This window comes from Selenomonas sp. oral taxon 138 str. F0429 (assembly GCF_000318175.2).
GTDB lineage: Bacteria > Bacillota > Negativicutes > Selenomonadales > Selenomonadaceae > Centipeda > Centipeda timonae.
Map to the genome: position 1 here is coordinate 61,506 of NZ_KB290952.1, position 206 is coordinate 61,711.

Consider the following 206-nt stretch of genomic DNA (forward strand, 5'->3'; position numbering starts at 1 on the left):
TTTCAATCCACGCGCCCCGTGTGGGGCGCGACTCTCGGAGAGGTCGTATTGCCGCGCGAAAGCAGAGTTTCAATCCACGCGCCGCTTTGCTTATATGCGTATGTTTTGGTTTCAATCCACGCGCCCCGTGCGGGGCGCGACGTATTCCAGTCCGACGCTCCTCAATCTACCATCGTTTCAATCCACGCGCCCCGTGTGGGGCGCGA